General features: G+C 72.6%; 11 protein-coding genes. 9 read left to right on the top strand and 2 right to left on the bottom strand.

All coding sequences use genetic code 11. From position 1 onward, the window contains the following. The first annotated feature begins 35 nt into the window (after positions 1-35). From mnmA to gatA, 7 genes are all read left to right on the top strand, one after another. Complete coding sequence (mnmA, locus tag ACFQRF_RS08525; RefSeq protein ID WP_379870259.1) at positions 36-1,124, top strand: tRNA 2-thiouridine(34) synthase MnmA; 1,089 nt, start codon at positions 36-38, stop codon at positions 1,122-1,124. 206 nt (positions 1,125-1,330) lie between these two features. Beyond that, entirely contained in the window at positions 1,331-1,849 is a 519-nt protein-coding gene (locus tag ACFQRF_RS08530; RefSeq protein WP_379870261.1) for a DedA family protein, read from the top strand. Positions 1,850-1,906: 57 nt separating this feature from the next. Then, on the top strand, positions 1,907-2,929 hold the full coding sequence (locus ACFQRF_RS08535) for a methionine synthase (RefSeq protein WP_379870262.1): 1,023 nt from the start codon (positions 1,907-1,909) through the stop codon (positions 2,927-2,929). 20 nt (positions 2,930-2,949) lie between these two features. Then, entirely contained in the window at positions 2,950-5,142 is a 2,193-nt protein-coding gene (ligA, locus tag ACFQRF_RS08540) for an NAD-dependent DNA ligase LigA (RefSeq protein WP_379870264.1), read from the top strand. A gap of 351 nt (positions 5,143-5,493) precedes the next feature. Next, the gene (locus ACFQRF_RS08545) at positions 5,494-7,554 is read left to right on the top strand and encodes a putative bifunctional diguanylate cyclase/phosphodiesterase (protein ID WP_379870265.1); all 2,061 of its coding nucleotides are present in this window, start codon (positions 5,494-5,496) and stop codon (positions 7,552-7,554) included. A gap of 193 nt (positions 7,555-7,747) precedes the next feature. Then, positions 7,748-8,047, top strand: a complete 300-nt coding sequence (gatC, locus tag ACFQRF_RS08550) for an Asp-tRNA(Asn)/Glu-tRNA(Gln) amidotransferase subunit GatC (RefSeq protein ID WP_379870267.1) — start codon at positions 7,748-7,750, stop codon at positions 8,045-8,047. A 31-nt stretch (positions 8,048-8,078) separates the two neighbouring features. Next, positions 8,079-9,581, top strand: coding sequence for an Asp-tRNA(Asn)/Glu-tRNA(Gln) amidotransferase subunit GatA (gene gatA, locus ACFQRF_RS08555; RefSeq protein WP_379870268.1), 1,503 nt, complete (start codon positions 8,079-8,081; stop codon positions 9,579-9,581). Positions 9,582-9,803: 222 nt separating this feature from the next. Here gatA and ACFQRF_RS08560 read toward each other — a convergent pair whose 3' ends face one another. Together ACFQRF_RS08560 and ACFQRF_RS08565 are read right to left on the bottom strand one after the other, a co-directional pair. Further along, the gene (locus ACFQRF_RS08560; RefSeq protein ID WP_379870270.1) at positions 9,804-11,033 is read right to left on the bottom strand and encodes a thioester domain-containing protein; all 1,230 of its coding nucleotides are present in this window, start codon (positions 11,031-11,033) and stop codon (positions 9,804-9,806) included. 542 nt (positions 11,034-11,575) lie between these two features. Further along, a complete protein-coding gene (locus ACFQRF_RS08565) occupies positions 11,576-12,802 on the bottom strand; it encodes a thioester domain-containing protein (protein WP_379870271.1) in 1,227 nt (408 codons plus the stop codon). 404 nt (positions 12,803-13,206) lie between these two features. Here ACFQRF_RS08565 and gatB point away from each other — a divergent pair, with 404 nt between their 5' ends. Then, positions 13,207-14,757, top strand: coding sequence for an Asp-tRNA(Asn)/Glu-tRNA(Gln) amidotransferase subunit GatB (gene gatB / locus ACFQRF_RS08570; RefSeq protein ID WP_379870273.1), 1,551 nt, complete (start codon positions 13,207-13,209; stop codon positions 14,755-14,757). 1,066 nt (positions 14,758-15,823) lie between these two features. After that, positions 15,824-18,535 carry a putative bifunctional diguanylate cyclase/phosphodiesterase gene (locus tag ACFQRF_RS08575; RefSeq protein ID WP_379870274.1) on the top strand — a complete coding sequence of 904 codons (2,712 nt, stop codon included), beginning with the start codon at positions 15,824-15,826 and terminating at the stop codon, positions 18,533-18,535. The last annotated feature ends 42 nt before the right edge of the window (positions 18,536-18,577 follow it).

Here is an 18,577-nt window from a genome sequence, read left to right on the forward strand (position 1 = left end):
ACCGATCCGTATCAGCGCTTAGGCTGGATGCTGTTATGACTTTGCGTGTACTGGCCGCCATGTCCGGCGGCGTCGACTCCGCCGTGGCCGCCGCCCGTGCCGCCGAGGCCGGGCACGACGTCACCGGCGTGCACCTGGCCCTCGCCAAGAATCCTCAGTCCTACCGCACCGGCGCCCGCGGCTGCTGCACGGTCGAGGACTCCCGCGACGCCCGCCGCGCCGCAGACGTGATCGGCATCCCCTTCTACGTCTGGGACATGGCCGAGGAATTCGACCGCGACGTGGTGCAGGACTTCGTGGCCGAGTACGCCGCCGGCCGCACGCCCAATCCCTGCCTGCGGTGCAATGAGAAGATCAAGTTCGCGGCGGTGCTGGACCGCGCGGTCGCGCTCGGCTTCGACGCGGTGTGCACCGGGCACCACGTGCGCAAGATCGACGGGCGGCTGCGGCGCAGCGTCGACGAGGCCAAGGACCAGTCCTACGTGCTGGCGGTGCTCACCCGGGAGCAGATCGAGCACGCGATGTTCCCGCTGGGCGACTGCACCAAGGCCGAGGTTCGCGCCGAGGCCGAGCGGCGCGGGCTCGCGGTGGCCGACAAGCCGGACAGCCACGACATCTGCTTCATCGCCGACGGCGACACGGCCGGCTTCCTCAACGGGCGGCTGGGAAGCGAGCCCGGCCCGATCGTGGACGAGTCCGGCGAGGTTCTGGGCACGCACAACGGCGCGCACGCGTTCACCGTGGGCCAGCGGCGGGGTCTCAACCTGGGCGGCTCCGTGGACCGGCGGTACGTGCTCTCCATCGAGCCGGTGAACAACACGGTCAAGGTCGGCCCGCGCGCGGCGCTCGCGGTCGACGAGATCGTGGCGGAGCGTCCGGTATGGAACGGCTGCGAGCCGCCGGCCGAGCCGTTCGCGTGCACGGTCCAGTTGCGGGCGCACGGCGAGGTGCACGCCTGCCGGGCGTGGCAGGACGATGACGGCCGTCTCGTCGTGCGCCTGGCCGAGCCGGCCACCGGCGTCGCCCGGGGACAGGCCGCGGTGCTGTACGACGGCGACGTCGTCCTCGGTTCGGGCACCATCGCCGAGACCGCCCGACGGGCCGAGGCCGCCGCGGCGGGGTGACGGTGCCGGCCGCCGTGGCGTCCCGCCGCCGCTTCCGGGTCGTGGGATCGGCCGGGGCGGCCGGGAACGGCCAGGGCAGCGTGCCGACGGTGACATTTCACCCGACGTCCGGCCCTGTCCGTTCGCGCACCCGGAAGTTAGGTTAGGCATAGCACAGTCACACTGCTAGTCGCCGCCCGCCGGAGACGCCGGGCGTGGAGGGCCGGATGCCGTACGAGTTCCTGGAGGGACGCCCCTTCTGGGTGGTCTACGCCGCCCTCCTCGGTATCGTCTTCGCCCGGGCCCAGGCCACGTACTGGATCGGCCGCGGCATCGGCGCCGGCGTGCACCGCTCCGGCCTGGCCCGGCGCCTGGGGGAGCGGCTGACCCGGGCCGAGCGGCTGATCGACCGGTTCGGCCCGCCCGCGGTCACCCTCTCTTTCCTCACCGTCGGGATCCAGACCGCGGTGAACCTCGCCGCCGGCGCCATGCGCATGAGCTTTCCCCGCTACCTCGCCGCGATGTTCGTCGGCTGCCTGGCGTGGGCGGCCGTGTACAGCCTGGGCGGCATGGCGGTCATCGGGGCGTGGTGGAGCCTCTTCCTGCGCTCGCCGCTGCTCGCGGTGACCGTGGCGGTTCTGGCGGGCGCGGCCGTGGTCGGCATCGTGCTGTGGCGCCGGCGGTCCCGGAGCAGCGCCGGTGCGCCGTCCCGGCAGGAACCCGCGCAGGAGGAGACGACCGCCTGACCGGGCCGCCCGCGCGCGTGTCCGGTCGCGCGCGGCGCTGCTCTAACCTTGGGCATCGTGAACGAGCAGCAGCGTCTTCCCTGGCCCGAGGCGAGTGCCACCGGAGTGGGGTCCTGGCCGGGGGAGGATCCGGCCGAGGCCGTACGGACCATCGTGGGCGAACTTCCCGAGCTTCCGCACCTTCCGGAGCTTCCGGCGCGCGGCGCCGGCGCGGACATGGTCGGCCGCACCGCCGGAATGCTGCCGGAGTTCCCCGTGGAGGTGCAGCCGTCCGGGTGGCGGGTGGCCCAGCGGCCGGGGCGCGACCTCGCCCGCGCACGGGACTTCCTCTCCTACGACCTCGACGCCCTGGAGGAGCGCGCGCACGCCTACGCGGGCCCGCTCAAGGTGCAGCTGGCCGGGCCGTTGACCCTGGCCGCGTCGATCGAGCTGCGTGGCGGTGAGAAGCTGCTCGCGGACGCCGGAGCGGTGCGCGACCTCACCGAGGCACTGGCCGAGGCGGTCGGCGCCCACGTCCGCGACGTGCGCAGACGGGTGCCCGGGGCCGAACCGATCGTGCAGGTCGACGAGCCGTCCCTGCCGGCGGCGCTGCTCGGGACGGTCCCCACCGCTAGCGGGTACAGCCGGCTGCCGGCGGTCGAGCGGGTCACCGCCGAGGAGCGGCTGCGCACGGTCTTCGACGCCGTGGCGCGCGCGGGCGCCGTTCCGGTGGCGCACTGCTGCGCCCGCTCGGTCCCGATCGATCTGCTGCGCCGGTCCGGCGCGCGCGCCATCGGCCTGGACGTGGCGTGGCTGACCCGTGCGTCGGACGAGGCCATCGGCACGGCCGTGGAGAACGGGGTAGGACTCTTCCTGGGTGTCGTGGCGGGTACGGACCGGAATCTGTCCGATCCCGCCGCTACCGTCGACCCTGTACGTGAACTGTGGAACCGGATCGGTTTCGCGCCGGAGCTGCTGGCCCGGACGGTGGTCACCACCCCGTCCTGCGGACTGGCCGGCGCCTCGCCGGTGTACGCGCGTACCGCCCTGACCGCCTGCCGGGCGGCGGCCCGCGTGCTGCGCGACGAGCCACGACGATGACGACGAAAGGACGTGCCCAGGTGAGCGCGGAAAAATCGACCACCGTCGATGGAGTCCCCGCCAAGGTGCGCGAGCGGCACGCTCAGCTGTGTCAGGACCTCGACGACTACAGCTACCGCTACTACCTGGGCAGCCCGATCATCTCCGACGCCGAGTACGACGCGCTGATGGCGGAGCTGCGCGGGATCGAGGACGCCCATCCGGAGCTGCGGACGCCCGACTCGCCCACCCAGACGGTCGGCGCGCCCATCAGCAACGAGTTCGCCCCGGTCGAGCACCTGGAGCGGATGCAGAGCCTCGACAACGCCTTCGACCCCGCCGAGCTGGACGCCTGGGCGCTGCGCGTCGAGAACGAGATCGCGGTCGACGCCTACCTGTGCGAGCTGAAGATCGACGGCCTGGCCGTCGACCTCGTGTACGAGAACGGCCACCTGGTGCGGGCGGCCACTCGCGGCGACGGCCGGGTCGGCGACGACATCACCCTGAACATCCGGACCATCGACGCGGTTCCGGTGCACCTGGACGAGAGCGAGTACCCCGCTCCCGCGCTGCTGGAGGTGCGCGGAGAGGTCTTTCTGCCGGGCGAGGCGTTCGAGGCGCTCAACGCACGGCTGGCCGACGAGGGCAAACCGCCCTTCGCCAACCCGCGCAACGCGGCGGCCGGCTCGCTGCGGCAGAAGGACCCCAGGGTGACCGCGACGCGCCCGCTGAGCATGCTCTGCCACGGTGTGGGCGCGGTGGACGGTGCGCGGTTCGGCCGCCAGTCCGAGGCGTACGAGAAGCTGCGCGCGTGGGGGCTGCCCATCAGCGACCGCTACCGGGTCGTGGAGTCCCTGGACCGGGTGCGCGAGTACATCGATTTCTACGCCGAACACCGGCACGATCCCGAGTACGAGATCGACGGCGTGGTGGTGAAGGTCGACGACGTCGCCACGCAGCGCCGCCTGGGCTCCACGAGCCGCGCCCCGCGCTGGGCCATCGCCTACAAGTACCCGCCGGAGGAGGTCACCACCCGGCTGGTGGACATCCGGGTGAACGTGGGCCGCACCGGCCGTGTCACGCCCTATGGCGTGATGGAGCCGGTCCGGGTGGCCGGGTCCGAGGTGGAGTTCGCCACCCTGCACAACGCCCGGGAGGTGGAGCGCAAGGGGGTGCTGATCGGCGACATCGTCGTGCTGCGCAAGGCGGGGGACGTGATCCCCGAGATCGTCGGCCCGGTGCTGGACCGCCGCGACGGCTCCGAGCGCCCGTTCGTCATGCCGAAGGTCTGCCCGGAGTGCGGCACGGTGCTCGGTCAGCAGAAGGAGGGCGACGTCGACCTGCGCTGCCCGAACACCCGGCACTGCCCGGGGCAGCTGCGCGAGCGCGTCTACTACATCGCCGGCCGCAAGGCGCTGGACATCGAGGCGCTCGGCTACGTCGCCGCGACCGCGCTGACCCAGCCACTGGAGCCGGAGGAGCCGCCGCTGCGCGACGAGGGCGACCTGTTCGACCTCACCGTGGAGCAGCTGCTGCCGATCAAGACGCTGGTCCTCGATCCCGACACCACCGAGCCGAAGATCGACCCCAAGACCGGTGAGCCAAAGGTGGTCACCTTCTTCGCCAACCAGAAGGGCGAGCCGAAGAAGACGGTCGAGAAGCTGTTCGAGCAACTGGAGCAGGCCAGGAACCGGCCGCTGGCGCGGGTGCTGGTGGCGCTGTCGATCCGGCACGTGGGCCCGCGCGCGGCCGAGGATCTCGCCCGGCACTTCCGGTCGATCGACGCCATCGCCGCCGCCGACGAGACGGAGCTGGCCTCGGTCGAGGGGGTCGGCCCCACCATCGCCGCGTCGATCGTCGAATGGTTCTCGGTGGACTGGCACCGCGAGATCGTGGCGAAGTGGCGGGCGGCCGGCGTGCGCATGGAGGAGGAAGGCGCCGAGACCGGTCCGCGGCTGCTGGAGGGGGTCACCCTCGTGGTCACCGGCTCGCTGGTGGAGTTCAGCCGGGACGGCGCCAGGGAGGCGGTGGCCGAGCGGGGCGGCAAGGTCACGGGGTCGGTGTCGAAGAAGACCGATTTCGTGGTGGTCGGCGACAGCCCGGGTTCCAAGTACGACAAGGCCGTGCAACTCGGTGTGCCGATCCTCGACGAGCAGGGCTTCCGGGTGCTGCTCGAGGAGGGACCGGATGCGGCCAAGCCGCTGGCCGTCGAAGCGGGACATCACGAAGAGTGATCGAATCGTCAGCCTGGCGTGAGTGGTCGGCCCGTTCGGGTACTCATTGAGTAGCCGATGGCGCGCTGGGCTCTACGATACGCAGTCATCAGGCTACCTCCCGCAGTATTCTTGAGCGAATCGGGCGATTGTGGCAGGGGAACCATGGCTTACCTAAAGTCTCCAAATGGCGACAGCTGGTGACGAAGCGTCGTAAGCTGGGCCTGAACGGCTGTACCCGAATCCCAGACGAGGCCCGAACCGGTCATGGGGGTGACCGCGACGGTTGAGACAGATTTCGTGAGGAGCGCCGACAGCCGCACAGTTCTTCCGGCTCGCCGCCGACGCTCCGTGGAAGACCCCGAGGACGTTATGAAAGATCCCAACAACACCCGGGACGTCGGCCCCCGGGTCGGGACGCCACTGTGGCTGTACCTCGCCAGTACCACCGTGGCCGGCTGCGTTCTCCTCGGTGTGTCGCTCTTCTGGGTCGACCTGCCCGGGCTCCAGCAGATGGCGGCGCAGCCGCTGGTGTGGGTCGTCCTGTGCATGGTGGTCATCGGCGAGTTGCGCCCCATCGGCACCCCGAACACCCCGAGCGGCGAAGGCACGCCCACGTCGCTACCCTTCTCGTTCGCCCTGGTCATCGCCTACGGCCTGCCGCTCGCCGGTGTCACGCAGGCCCTCGCCACCGTCATAGCCGGAGTCGCGCGCGGCCACGCACCCCACCGCACCGCCTTCAACGTGGCCCAGTACACGCTGAGCTTCGGGGTGGCCGACTCCGTCCTGCGGCTGCTCGGCCCGCACGCCGCGCCGGCCCCCTGGGTGCCCGACGGCGCGCAACTGCTGGTGGTGGCGCTGGCCGGCGCCGCCTACTTCGTCACCAACCTGGTGCTCGTGGAGTGCGCGGTCGCGATGCACGAGCGCACCTCGCTGGCCGTGATGCTCACCAAGGACCTCGGCCAGCGGCTGTTCGTGGCCGGCGTGCTGCTCAGCCTCGGCCCGCTGGTCGTGGTCGCCATGACCCACTCCGTCTGGCTGGTGCCGCTGTTCTTCTTCCCGCTCGCCGCCCTGTACAGCAGCGCCACGCTCTCGATGAAGCGCGAGTACCAGGCCAACCACGACGAGCTCACCGGGCTGGCCAACCGCAAGCTGCTGATCCTGCGCACCCAGGAGGCGCTGAGCGAGGCCCAGCAGCGCAAGCAGCGCGTCGGACTGCTGCTGCTCGACCTCGACCGGTTCAAGGAGGTCAACGACACGCTGGGGCACCCCACGGGCGACCGGCTGCTGCAGACCGTCGCGCACCGGCTGACCCACAGCGTGCGCCCCGGCGACCTGGTCGCCCGGCTCGGCGGCGACGAGTTCGCGGTGCTGCTGCCGCAGATCCGCGACGCCGGGTCCGCGCGCGAGGTCGCCGCACGGCTGCGGGTCGCGCTCGCCGAGCCCATGCGGCTGGACGGCATGGACTTCGACCTGGAGGCCAGCGTCGGCATCGCGCTGTTCCCCAACCACGCGCCCGACTTCGAACTCCTGCTGCAGCGCGCCGACGTCGCCATGTACGTGGCGAAGGAGCACCGCACCGGCGTCGAACTGTACGCGCCGCACAAGGACCGCAACTCCACCGCGCGGCTCAGCCTGTTCAGCGAGCTGCGCCGCGCCCTCGTGGAGAACGAGCTGGAGATGTTCTACCAGCCCAAGGTCAGCCTGGCCGACCACAGCGCGGTGGGGCTGGAGGCCCTGGTGCGCTGGCGGCACCCGCAGCGGGGGGTGCTGCCGCCCGAGGAGTTCGTGCCGCTGGTGCAGCAGTCCTACCTGATGCGCAGCTTCACCCACGAGGTGATCGAGCAGACGCTGCCGCAGATCGCCCGCTGGTGGGCGGAGGGCATCCGGCTGCCGGTCGCCGTCAACCTGTCGGCGCGCGAGCTGCTCGACCCGACCCTCCCCGACATCGTCGCCGCCGGGTTGCGCCGGCACGGGGTGCGGGCCGAGGCGCTGCGGCTGGAGATCAGCGAGCGGGTCATGGTGTCCGAGGCCGACGCCATCACGCCGACCATCCTCGCGCTGGCCGATCTCGGAGTCGCGCTCACCCTGGACGACTTCGGCACCGGCTACTACACGCTCGCCCGGCTCAACGGCCTGCCGGTCGAGGAGATCAAGATCGACGAGTCGTTCGTGCGCCAGGTCGCCGACACTCCCGACGGCCGGCTCATCGTCGGATCGGCCATCGACCTCGTCGGCACCCTCGGCATGCGGGCGGTCGCCGAAGGGGTGGAGACCGAACACGTCGCCGACGCCATGGCGGCGCTCGGCTGCGCCGCGGCGCAGGGCCGGTACTTCGCACCGCCCATGGAAGCGGCCGCGGCCACGAGCTGGCTGCTGGAGCACGGCAAGCTGGCGTTGCCCTCCCAGGAACCCACCGGGTCGCACGGCTGACGGGCCGCCGGGCCGGCGCCGTGTGGGAGCGCGCCCGGCCCGGCGGTGCTCCCGGCCGCGCCCGTGGCCTCGCCCGCCCCGCCGGTCACGCGGATCGGCCCCCGGCCCGGTGTCTCGCCGCTTCGCGGCGAGCGCCGTCCGTTGCGGCCATAGGATTGACCTGTCCGAATCCGCCGAAGAAACGGTTCCATTCATGTCCGCCATCACCCGCGACGAGGTCGCTCACCTCGCCCGGCTGTCGCGGCTGGCGCTGCACGAGGACGAGCTCGACCGGCTCGCCGCCCAGCTGGATGTCATCATCTCCGCTGTGGCCGAGGTGCAGGAGGTCGCCAAGGGCGACATCCCGCCGACCTCGCACGCCCTGCCGCTGACCAACGTGTACCGCCCCGACGAGGTCCGCCCGTGCCTCACCCCGGACCAGGCGCTGGCCGGCGCGCCGGCGGTGGAGGACGGCCGGTTCCGCGTGCCGCAGATCCTGGGGGAGGAAGAGTGAGGTCAGGCGTGCGAGCAGAGGGGAGCCGGTGTTGAGCGGCGAACTCATCCGGCTGACCGCGGCCGAACTCGGTGCCGCCATCCGTGACGGCGAGACCAGCGCGGTCGAGGCCACCCGGAGCTATCTCGACCGCATCACCGAGGTCGACGGCGACATCCACGCGTTCCTGCACGTGGACGCCGAGGCCGCCCTCGAACAGGCCCGCGCGGTCGACGCGCGGCGTGCCGAGGGGGCCGAACTCGGACCGCTGGCGGGCGTGCCCATCGCGCACAAGGACGTGTTCACCACCCGCGACATGCCCACCACGGCGGCGTCCCGGATCCTGGAGGGCTGGCGGCCGCCCTACGACGCCACGGTGACCGAGCGGCTGCGCGCAGCGGGCCTGGTCATCCTCGGCAAGACGAACATGGACGAGTTCGCCATGGGTTCCTCCACGGAGAACTCCGCCTTCGGCCCGACCGCCAACCCGTGGGACGTCTCGCGCATCCCGGGCGGGTCCTCGGGCGGGTCCTCCGCCGCGGTCGCCGCCTTCGAGGCGCCGCTGGCCACCGGGACGGACACCGGCGGCTCCATCCGGCAGCCCGCGGCCGTGTGCGGGCTGGTCGGCGCCAAGCCCACCTACGGCGGCTCGTCGCGGTACGGGCTGATCGCGTTCGCCTCCTCCCTGGACACTCCGGGGCCGTTCGCGCGCAACGTCCTGGACGCCGCGCTGCTGCACGAGGCGTTCTCCGGCCACGACCCCCGCGACTCCACCTCGATCGACGCCCCGGTGCCGCCGGTGGTGGAGGCCGCCCGGCACGGCGACGTCGACGGGCTGCGCATCGGTATCGTCCGGGAGTTCGCCGGCGAGGGCTACCAGCCCGGCGTGCTCCAGCGGTTCACCGAGGCGGTAGAGGTCCTGGAGTCGCTGGGGGCCAAAGTCGTCGAGGTCTCCTGCCCGAGCTTCCGCACCGCGCTGGCGGCCTACTACCTGATCGCGCCGAGCGAGTGCTCGTCCAACCTGGCGCGGTTCGACGCCATGCGGTACGGGCTGCGTTCCGGCGACGACGGCACCCGCAGCGCCGAGGAGGTCATGGCGCTCACCCGGGCCGAAGGATTCGGCCCCGAGGTCAAGCGGCGCATCATCCTGGGCACCTACGCGCTGTCCAGCGGCTACTACGACGCCTACTACGGCTCGGCGCAGTCGGTTCGCACCCTGATCAAGCGCGACTTCGACGCGGCGTTCGAGCACGTCGACGTGCTGGTCTCCCCGACCACGCCGACCACCGCGTTCCCGCTCGGGGAGCGCGTGGACGACCCGATGGCGATGTACCTCGCCGACCTGTGCACCATCCCGGCCAACCTGGCGGGCAACGCCGCCCTGTCGGTCCCGTGCGGGCTGGCGCCGGAGGACGGCCTGCCGGTCGGGCTGCAGATCATGGCGCCGGTGCTCGCGGACGACCGCACCTACCGGGTCGGCGCGGCCCTGGAGGGCGCACTGCGCGACCGGTGGGGCGGCGACCTGCTGGCGCGCAGCCCCTACGCGGTGGCCTAAGGCCGCGGCACCGCCGGAAGCCCGGCGGCGGCGTACGTACGGCCCGGCCGGACGGGATCTCCCCGTCCGGCCGGGCCGTCGTCGTGCCGCCCGTCCCATGCGCGCCGCACGCCGCTTCGGCGCGGACTCCCGGAACGACGGAGCGCCCGCCGCCACGAGGGTCGCGGCGACGGGCGCTCACTGCTGCCGGAGGCTCGTCCGGTCAGCTCGGTTCACCGCTCGTTACTGCGCGGCGTCGTCCGGCTGGCCGCTCTTGCGCTTGCGGGCCAGGTACATCGCCGCACCGCCACCGCCGATGGCGACCGCGGCCACCGCGATCAGGCCGCCCAGCGCGGCACCGGTGACCGGGAGACCGCCGCCCGGGGACGGAGGCGTGGTCGGCGGAGTCTGCTCGTCAGGAGTGCTCGGAGTCGGGCTCGGAGCGGGGGACTCCGGCGCCGACGGGCTCGGGCTCGGGGTCTCCGACGGGCTGGGGCTGGGGCTCTCTTCCGGAACGCCCTCGGTCCAGCTGACGCGGACGCCGGCGTTGATCTCGGCCTCGTCGCCCTCGGCGGTGATCAGCGTCTGGGTGGCGTCCTCGCCGGGGGCGCCCCGGAACAGCCGGCCGGTGTGCACCTCGGCGGTCACGGACCCGGACACGCTGGCCTCACCCGGCGCGGCGTCGGCCGGAACCTGCACGCCGAAGCTGTCGCCGTTGCCGACCGCCTCGACCGGCTCGCCGGTCTCCAGGTCGACCAGCTGCACGCCCTCGGGGCCCTCCAGGCTCAGCGGCAGCGACTCGGCGCTGGTGCTGACGGTGAACTCGCCGATGGTCTCACCGGCACGCCCCTCGGCGCTCTCCGGAGTGATGCTCAGCGAGGCGTCGGGCTCCGCGGTCTGCGGGAGTTCCTGCGCGTTCTCGACCAGGTAGTCGTACAGCGCCTGGACGTTGGGGTTGTTGTTCCCCTGCAGGTCGATCTCGTTGCTGAAGTGCCAGATGGCGGCCTGGGTACCGGCCACGGCCTGCTCGGCGGTCAGGCCCTGGATGCCGGCGGCCTCGCCCAGCGCGGCCTCGTCCAGCGTCGGGTAGGAGTTCTGCAGGATCCAGTGCACCCTGGCCGGCTCGGCGAACTGGCCCTGGCCGGGGTAGGTCTCCCAGGCGTCCTCGACGTAGTTCGCGCCGTTGCGGATGCCGGTCTTGACGTCGATGCAGTAGGTCAGCAGCTCGGTGCCGTCCTCAAGCCGCAGCCTGAACAGGTTGGTGCGGAAGCGGCCCTCGCTGGTGGTGACCTGCTCGCCGCCCTGGCCGTTGCCGACGTAGCTGCCCTTGGCGCCGCCGTTCAGCGGGGTGTCCGCGAAGGCGGGGCCGGCGGAGGCGCCGAAGGCCAGGAAGGTGGCGGTGGCGGCCGCCGCGAGGCCGGTGACGACCCGGCGACCCCGACGGGGGGAATGGGGGAGTGTTTCGTGGATCAAGTTGTGTCCCGGTTGGAGTTAGGGGATCCGGTGGAAACGTCGATCCACCGGTGCGGTCACGGACGACCAACGAGCGGGATACGGTCGAACGTTGGATGACCTGGCCGACTGCCGGAATCATGACGCGGTGGTCGATCACGGGATATCGAGCGAGGCTCGTGAACTCAGATGCCGGTCATACGAGGCGCGTCTCTCCGCGCCGGCGAGGTGCCGACCACCGCACCGCCAGATACTAGCGACCGGATTCCGGGCTTCCAACAAGATTCGCGAAAATCGCACGAAATCCCACGAATCAGGAGTTCGGACGCCCGTAATTGATCACCGAGTGTTCCGGCGGCGGCTCGGTCGACAGACCGCCGAATCGTAGACGCCTGAACCGCCGCCGTGGATGACCGCCCGAAGCGAATTTCTCGGTGCGATTCTCCGCCCGCAGGTCCGAGTGGTGCCGCGAGGTGCGGCCGGCCCTGGCCCGACCCGGCTGGAGCGGCGTGGCGCGACCGTCGGCGGCCGGAACCGGCCGTGCCCGGGAACGGCGCCGCCCGCTACCGCCGTTTCCGGTAGCCGAGCACCATCACCACCGCGCCGGCGACCAGCGACGCCGCGCCGAGCAGCAGGATCGTGCCCAGCCAGGTGCCGGTGAACGCCAGGTCCGGTTCCGGCCGCTTGTCCTCCGCGATGACCAGGGGGCTCACCGTCGGCTCCGGCCGCACCGTCCCATCCGGCGGCCCGGCCGGGCTCGGTGAGGGCGACGGCTCCGCCGGCGGTGCCGGGTCGGCCGGGGGCGCGGTGCCGGGCCTGGGGTCCACCGGGGCGGGTGACGCGGCTGTCCAGGTGGCGGTCGCCGACACCATGGCCGACACGGTGGCCGGAGCGGCGGCGACGAGTGGCTGGGTCTGCACGCCGTCGCGGCCGACGAACAGCCGGCCGGCCGAGACCACGGCCGCGTCCGCGCTCGCGTACACCTTCGCGCTCCCCTCCGGCGTCCCGGGCTCCAGCCGGAGCAGCACCTCGGTGCCGTCCACCGCGCTGCTGACCGGATCGCCGTCGTGGTCCACCAGCGTCGCCGCGCGCACGCCGTTCACCGTGAGCCGTACCGGCTCCTCCGACGTGGTGCGGACCGTGAACGGCCCCAGCGGGCCGGTGGCCTCCCCACGGACCACGTCGGGCTGCAGCGCCAGCGCGGGCGGCGGTTCCGGAGCCGGAGCGGCGCGGGCCGCTCCCGAGACGAGGTGCTCGTACAGAGCCTCGACCTCGGCGGAATTGTGGCGGCCCACGCCGCCGCTCCGCAGCTCCACCCCGTTGCTGAAGTGCCAGATGGCGGCCTGGGTGCCGGCGATGGCCTGCGCCTCGCTCAGCGAGTCGATCCCGGTGACCGCGCGCAGCGCCTCCAGGCCGACGCTGGGATAGGAGTGCGCCACGATCCAGCGCACCCGCCCGGGATCGTCGGCGAACGGGCGGTCGGCGGGCAGGTCGGCCCAGTCAACCTCGGCATAGGCCGCGCGGTGGTCCACCGCCGTGGACAGGTCCACGCAGTAGGCGGGCAGTCCCGCCGTGTCGCCCACCCGGAGGTTGAACAGCCGGGTGGTGGCCGCCGGCGCGCCCTCCCCGGAGAGTCGCACCGTCTCTCCGGGCGTGCCGTTGCGGTCGACGCGGGCGATGGAGTCGGCCTCGGCGCCCGTCGGCGTGGCGCACCAGCCGGCCCAGACGAGGACGAGGACGGCCACGAGCAGGGCGCAGCCGCGCCGCGCGAGCGCGTAGATGCCGGTCAAGGCGGCCCCCAGAACGGTGAGCGAGGCCGGCGCCCGGGACGGTCCGCGGGCGGTCGAGCACGGGGAGGGTGAACGCGAGCACAGCGTAGCCCCGGCCGCGCGCGGACCGTGGCGCTGTGGTCGCGGAGCGCGCAATCGTGTGCGTCCTGTGACCTGCCGGTCGCGATTCCCGGATCCTTCCCGGCACGCCACCGTCCGGGGCGGAGCGGCGGACCCCGGTGGCGTACCGCGCTCACCTGGCGCGGAGTCGTCGTCGGCGCCCGTGCATCATCGGTAGGCTCGGGACCACAAGCCCGCCCCAATCTGGCTGCCGAGCGGTGGGCGGCATGGACCGACAGGGTCGTCCCCTCCGGCCGGGCAGCGCGGGACGGGGACGCGGGAACACGGAAACGGGTAGTACGGCGATGGGTAGCGCGGTGACGAGTGGCCCCGCCACGGGCGGCGGTTCGGTGCTGGTGGATTACGACGACGCCTTGGCGAGGTACGAGCCCGTGCTCGGCCTGGAGACGCACGTCGAGCTGGGGACGCGGTCGAAGATGTTCTGCTCCTGCTCCACGGCGTTCGGAGCGGAGCCCAACACCCAGGTCTGCCCGGTCTGCCTCGCGCTGCCCGGTTCGCTCCCGGTGGTCAACGGCACCGCCGTCGAGAGCGCGATCCGGCTCGGACTCGCGCTGAACTGCTCCATCGCCTCCTGGTGCCGGTTCGCCCGGAAGAACTACTTCTATCCGGACATGCCGAAGAACTACCAGATCTCGCAGTACGACGAGCCGCTGTGCACCGACGGCCACCTCGACGTCACCGTCGACACGCCCGACGGGCCGCGCGAATTCCGGATCGAGATCGAGCGCGTGCACATGGAGGAGGACACCGGCAAGACCTCGCACGTGGGCGGCGCCACCGGCCGCATCCACGGTGCCGAGTACTCCATCGTGGACTACAACCGCGCCGGCATCCCGCTGCTGGAGATCGTCACCAAGCCCATCGAGCACACCGGCGACCTCGCGCCCCTCGTGGCGCGCGCCTACGTCAGCGAGCTGCGCGACCTCGTGCGGGCGCTCGGTATCTCCGACGTGCGCATGGAGGAGGGGTCGCTGCGCTGCGACGTCAACGTCTCGCTGATGCCGCGCGGCGGCACCGAGTGGGGCATCCGCAGCGAGACCAAGAACGTCAACTCGCTGCGCTCGGTGGAGCGTGCCGTGCGCCACGAGATCCAGCGGCACGCCGGCGTGCTCGACGGCGGCGGCCGGGTGGTGCAGGAGACCCGGCACTTCCAGGAGAACAGCGGGACGACGGTCGCCGGACGCAGCAAGGAGGAGGCGCAGGACTACCGGTACTTCCCCGACCCCGACCTGGTGCCGGTCGCGCCGAGCGCCGAGTGGGTCGAGGAACTGCGCGCCGCGCTGCCCGAGCTGCCCGCGGCCAAGCGCCGCCGGATCCGGGCCGAGTGGAACCTGTCGGACGAGGAACTGCGTGACCTCGTCAACGCCGACGCCATCGACCTGGTCGCCGCGACCGTGGAGGCCGGCGCGCCGTCCGGCGACGCCCGCAAGTGGTGGCTGAACGAGCTGTCCCGCCGCGCCACCGAGCGCGAAGTCGAGCTCGCCGCGCTGCCGATCACCCCGGCGCAGGTCGCCAGGGTCGTCGCGCTGGTGGCCGAAGGGTCGCTCACGAACAAGCTGGCCCGCCAGGTGATCGACGGCGTCCTGGCCGGTGAGGGCGACCCCGACGAGGTGGTCGAGGCACGCGGGCTCGCGGTGGTCAGCGACGAATCCGCGCTCGGCACGGCGGTGGACGAGGCCATCGCCGCCAACCCCGACATCGCCGAGAAGGTCCGGGGCGGCAAGGTGGCCGCCGCCGGGGCCCTGGTCGGCGCCGTGATGAAGGCCACCAGAGGCCAGGCCGACGCCGGGCGCGCCCGGCAGCTGATCCTGGACCGCCTCGGAGCGGGAAACTGACGAAGCGGCGAGCCGCTGAGCCCTCCGAAGGCGTCGATGCCGGTTGCCGTAGGCCGGTGCGCGTTGTCGGCGGAGGGAGCGAGGTGGCGAGCGTGACCGGAAGCACTCGGTGGCGAGCCGTCGAGTGTCCGGAGCCGCTGATGCTGAACGCCGTGGGCCGACCGCGTCGGCGGTGGAGGGAAGCGAGACGGTGAGTGCGATCGGAAGCGCGGAGCGGCGAGTCACCGAGTGAACGGAGGCGTCGATGCCGGTTGCCGTAGGCCGGTGCGCGTTGTCGGTGGAGGGAGCGAGGTGGCGAGCGTGACCGGAAGCACTCGGTGGCGAGCCGTCGAGTGTCCGGAGCCGCTGATGCTGAACGCCGTGGGCCGACCGCGTCGGCGGTGGAGGGAAGCGAGACGGTGAGCGCGACCAGGAGCGCGGAGCGGCGAGCCGTCGAGTGTCCGGAGCCGCTGATGCCGAACGCCGTGGGCCGACCGCGTCGGCGGTGAAGGGAAGCGAGACGGTGAGCGCGACCAGGAGTACGAACGGCGGGCGCCGCGCGGGACGGGCGAGGGCCGGTGCCTCCGCCGCCTCACGAGGGCCGGTCACGATCCGTGACCGTCTTGTCGCCGGGTCTCCGCTTCTCCTCAATCTCGCCGTGACCTTGAGCAAATAGCCTGGTCGCCCAGACGAGCACCGGTGCCGGCCGTGGGACGTGGTCTCCCACGGCGTGTGAGCGGGCGAACAGGTCGTCCCGCCGGGGCCGCGCCGTGGACCGGTGGCGCGACCCGGACGCGGCACCGAGAGTGATCTCGGTCGACGCGACCGGCCGCGGCGGTGAAGGAGGGCGCCCGGCCGGGGCAGGGGAGCCCGGCGCCGGTTCCGAGCCGCGGTCCGTACCGCCCGGTCCGGCCTCCCGACCTCGGGAGGCGGTGCGTGCCCGCCGTAGACCATCGCGAGCACTTGAGACGATTCCCCGGCCGACCCGAGGAGCCCGCAGGGCCAGAGCGCCATTGACTGGAAGGGTGCCCATGATCACGGCCGACTCGGCGGCCTCCGCCGCCCTCGTTGCACTCCGGACGCGTCGATGAAGAGCGACTCCCGGCTCTGGCTGGGCGGCATTCTGCTGGTCACGCTGGCCTACGCACTGGGCACCATGGTCGACTCCGGTGACGGCCTGTCCATCACCGCCGCCATGGGCACGTGGCCCATGGCGGCGGCGTCCGCGGTGGCCGCGGCCTCCCTGCTGTTCTCGGCCCGCGCCCGGGCCGCGAGTGGGGCCGACGGCGAGGCGGCGGCCGACGGGACCGACGGCGTCGCCGCGCTGCGCTACCTCGGATTCGCCGCTCTGGCGTGGTCCGCCGGTGCCGTCACCTACGGGGTGACCGGTCTGTTCAGCACGAGCGCCGCGCTGTCGCTCACCTTCGGGGACCTGTTGTCGCTCGTCGCCCTGCCGCTGTACGCCGTCGGTTTCACCCGGTTCGCGCCGCTGCCCCGGGGCGCACGCCCGGCGATCCGGCACTTCAGCGACAGCTACGTCTGCGCCGCCGCGGTGTTCACGGTCATGTGGCTGGTGCTGTTCGCTCCGCTGTACAACGAGATGGGGACCAACGCCGACTTCGTGGGCTTCGCCCTGCTCTACCCGGTCGCCGACATCGTGGTGCTCTGCCTGCTGACGCCGCTGGTGCTCACCTCGCCGCACAGCACCCGGCGGGCCGTCGTGCTCGCGATGGGCGCCTTCGTCATCATCTGCGGGGCCGACCTCATCAGCACGATCACCCGCCTCACCGGCGAGCCGCTGGCCGGCGGCATCGAGCACCCCGTCCGGCTGCTCGGCTTCGCCCTCCTGGCGGGGCTGCCCTGGCTGACCCGGGACACCACCGCAGCGGCACCGCGCCGGATCACCGGCCGGGGGCTGTACCGGTTCGCGCCGGAGATCGCCGCGGCGGTGGCGCTCACCGTCGCCACCGTCACGCTGACCGTGGCGGCGCTGCGGACCGACGGTGTGGTGCCGGTGCTGCCGCTGGTCGCCGGGTCGGCGGTCCTGGTGCTGCTCGTGCGGCTCACGGGGCTGCTGGAGGAGAACGCCACGCTGGCCCGCATGGTGCAGACCCGGGAGCGGCACTTCGACGAGCTGGCGCGCAACAGCGGTGACGTGATCCTGATCCTCGGCGACGACGGCGCCGTCTTCCACGTCAGCCCCGGCGCGGCCGACGCGTTCGGCTACCGGCTGGAGGACCTGCACGCCGAGCCGATCACCGCCATCGTGCACCCCGAGGACCTGCCCCGGGTGACGGCGGCGATGTCGGCGTTCCGGCGCGGCGCGTCGGAGAGCTTCAGCCTGCGGCTGCGGGTGCGCTCGGGTGACGGCACCTGGCGGCACACCGAGTCGACCGTCTCACGGTACGAACGCCCCGGTGAGCCGGACCGGCTGCTGGTGACCACCCGGGACGTCAGCGCGCAGGTGGCGCTGGAGGAGCAGGTCAACCACCTGACCTTCCACGACGGCATCACCGGTCTGCCGAACCGCGCCTACCTGGAGGAGCGCACCCGCGAGGTGCTGGCCCGCAACGCCAAGGGGGATGGGCCTTGGGCGGACGTCGCGGCGATCTTCCTGGACCTGGACGGCTTCACCGCGGTGAACGACTCCGCCGGCCACACTTTCGGCGACTACCTGCTGGCCCAGGCCGCCCGCAGGTTGCGCGCCACCACCGACCCCGGTCACACGCTGGCCCGGTGGGGCGGCGACGAGTTCGCGGTGCTGATCGAGGAGAACGTGCAGGCCCAGCAGGTCGTCGACCTGGCCGAGCGGCTGTCGCGTGTGATCGGCAGCGAGCCGTTCCAGGTGGCGGAGCGCGAGGTGGTGCTGACCGCGAGCGTCGGGGTGGCCTTCGCCGAGCGCGGAATGGAGAGCGGCGAGCTGCTGCGCAACGCCGACATGGCCATGGCGCGCGCGAAGGAGGAGGGCGGCGGCGGCCGGCTGGAGGTGTACGCCGCCCACATGCACGCCGCGGTGGTGCGCCGGCTGGAGCTGCAGACCGAGCTGCGCCAGGCGCTCGCCGACGGCGACTTCGTGCTGGAGTACCAGCCGGTGGTGGACCTGGAGAGTTCGCAGGTCACCGCAGTGGAAGCGCTGGTGCGCCGACGCAGCGGCGACACCGTGATCCCGCCGGAGGACTTCATCGGCGCCGCCGAGGAGTCCGGCCTCATCGTGCCGCTGGGCGAGTGGATCCTGCGTGAGGCGTGCGGCCGGGTCGCGCAGTGGCGGGCCGCCGAGTGGGACATCGGCCTGGCCGTGAACCTCTCGGTGAAGCAGGTGCTGTCGCCGCGCTTCGTCGAGACCGTCGCCACCGTCCTGGCCGAGAGCGGGCTGCCCGCCGACGTGCTCACCATGGAGGTCGACGAGGAGGTGCTGCTGGAGAACCCGGGCGAGGCGGTGGCGCGCCTCGCGGAGCTGCGCGAGCTGGGGGTCCGGCTGGCGATCGACGACTTCGGCATGGGGTACGCCTCGCTGGCGCACCTGCGGCAGCTGCGGGTGGACGAGATCAAGATCGACCCGTCCTTCATCCGTGACCTGGGCACCGACGGCACGGTGACCCTGCTGACCCACACGATCATCCGGCTCGGCCAGGACCTCGGCGTCCAGGTCGTCGCCGAGGGGATCGAGCGCCCCGAGCAGCTGGAGCGGCTGCGCGCCATGGGCTGTGGCTACGGGCAGGGCTTCCTGGTGGCCAAGCCCATGGCCGCCAGTGGCGTGGAGGCGCTCGTGGGCGACGACGTGCGTGCTCCCACCGGCTGACCTGGCCGGTCCGAATCCGCCGGTGCGGGCCGCCGCAACCTG

The sequence above is a fragment of the Marinactinospora rubrisoli genome (assembly GCF_042664915.1).
Classification (GTDB): Bacteria; Actinomycetota; Actinomycetes; order Streptosporangiales; family Streptosporangiaceae; genus Marinitenerispora; species Marinitenerispora rubrisoli.